The sequence below is a fragment of the Mesorhizobium sp. M2D.F.Ca.ET.226.01.1.1 genome (assembly GCF_004022705.2).
Classification (GTDB): Bacteria; Pseudomonadota; Alphaproteobacteria; order Rhizobiales; family Rhizobiaceae; genus Mesorhizobium.
This window is the reverse complement of record NZ_RZOY02000046.1, coordinates 1-953: the sequence shown is the minus strand read 5'-3', so window position 1 is coordinate 953 and position 953 is coordinate 1. Positions and strand designations below refer to the sequence as shown.

Sequence of the window (953 nt, the reverse complement as noted above, 5' to 3'; positions counted from 1 at the left end):
TTTTTGGGCCAGAAGCTTGCAGGTGGATCCTCGCCGCTCGATCGACTGTCCGGTCTGGTGAAGTGGTATCGCTTCGAGAAGCTGCTCAACCCGCTACGCGATGGCGGGGCGGGCCGTGCGGCCTGGCCGCCGTTGTTACTCTTCAAGGCGCTATTGCTGCAATCACTCTATGGGCTATCGGATCGCGAGCTCGAGGAAGCGCTGGGCGATCGATTGTCATTCCGGCGCTTTGTCGGGCTCGGGCTTGAGGAGAGCATCCCCGATCACACGGTGCTGTCGCGCTTTCGCAACCTGCTTGTTGGCGAAGGGCTGATGGAGAAGTTGTTTGGCGGGTTGGACCGGCAGTTGGAGAAGGCCGGCGTGATCCTGAAGCGCGGCACGATGCTGGATGCCACGCTGATCGATGCGGTCTCGGCGCCGCCGGCAGCGGATCGGCCGTCGCAGGATACGGACGCCCGCGTCACCGCCCGCAAAGGCAAGCGCGGCCTCACCTTCGGCTACAAGGCCCATGTCGGGGTTGACGAAGGCTCCGGTTTGATCCGCACGGTGATCACCACACCGGCCAACGTCAACGACACGGTGATGGCCGATGAGTTGATCTGCGGCGACGAGAAGACGGTGTGGGCGGATGCCGCCTATGATACCCACGCCCGTCGTGCTCGATTGAAGGCCGAAGGCAAGAAGGTTCGCATTGCCCGCCGGCCCAACAAGCACCATCCGTTGCCCGAGCGGCTCAAGCGCTACAATCGCCTGATCGCGAGACGGCGAGCGGCGGTGGAGACCACTTTCGCGACGCTCAAGAACCGCATGAAGCTGACCACGATCCGCTATGTCGGACTGGCCAAGGCCGCAGCCCAAGTGACGATGGCAGCGATCGCCTTCAACATGCGCCGATGGGCCGCCATCACGCCATAGGTGCGTCCAGCATCCGGCCTAAGGCCGCATCGCCACCC

At 63.7% G+C, this 953-nt stretch carries 1 protein-coding gene; it reads left to right on the top strand.

Annotation, left to right across the window (positions count from 1 at the left end; translation table 11 throughout):
* Positions 1–3 precede the first annotated feature (3 nt).
* Entirely contained in the window at positions 4–915 is a 912-nt protein-coding gene (locus EN869_RS33685; protein WP_135859833.1) for an IS5 family transposase, read from the top strand.
* Positions 916–953 lie beyond the last annotated feature (38 nt).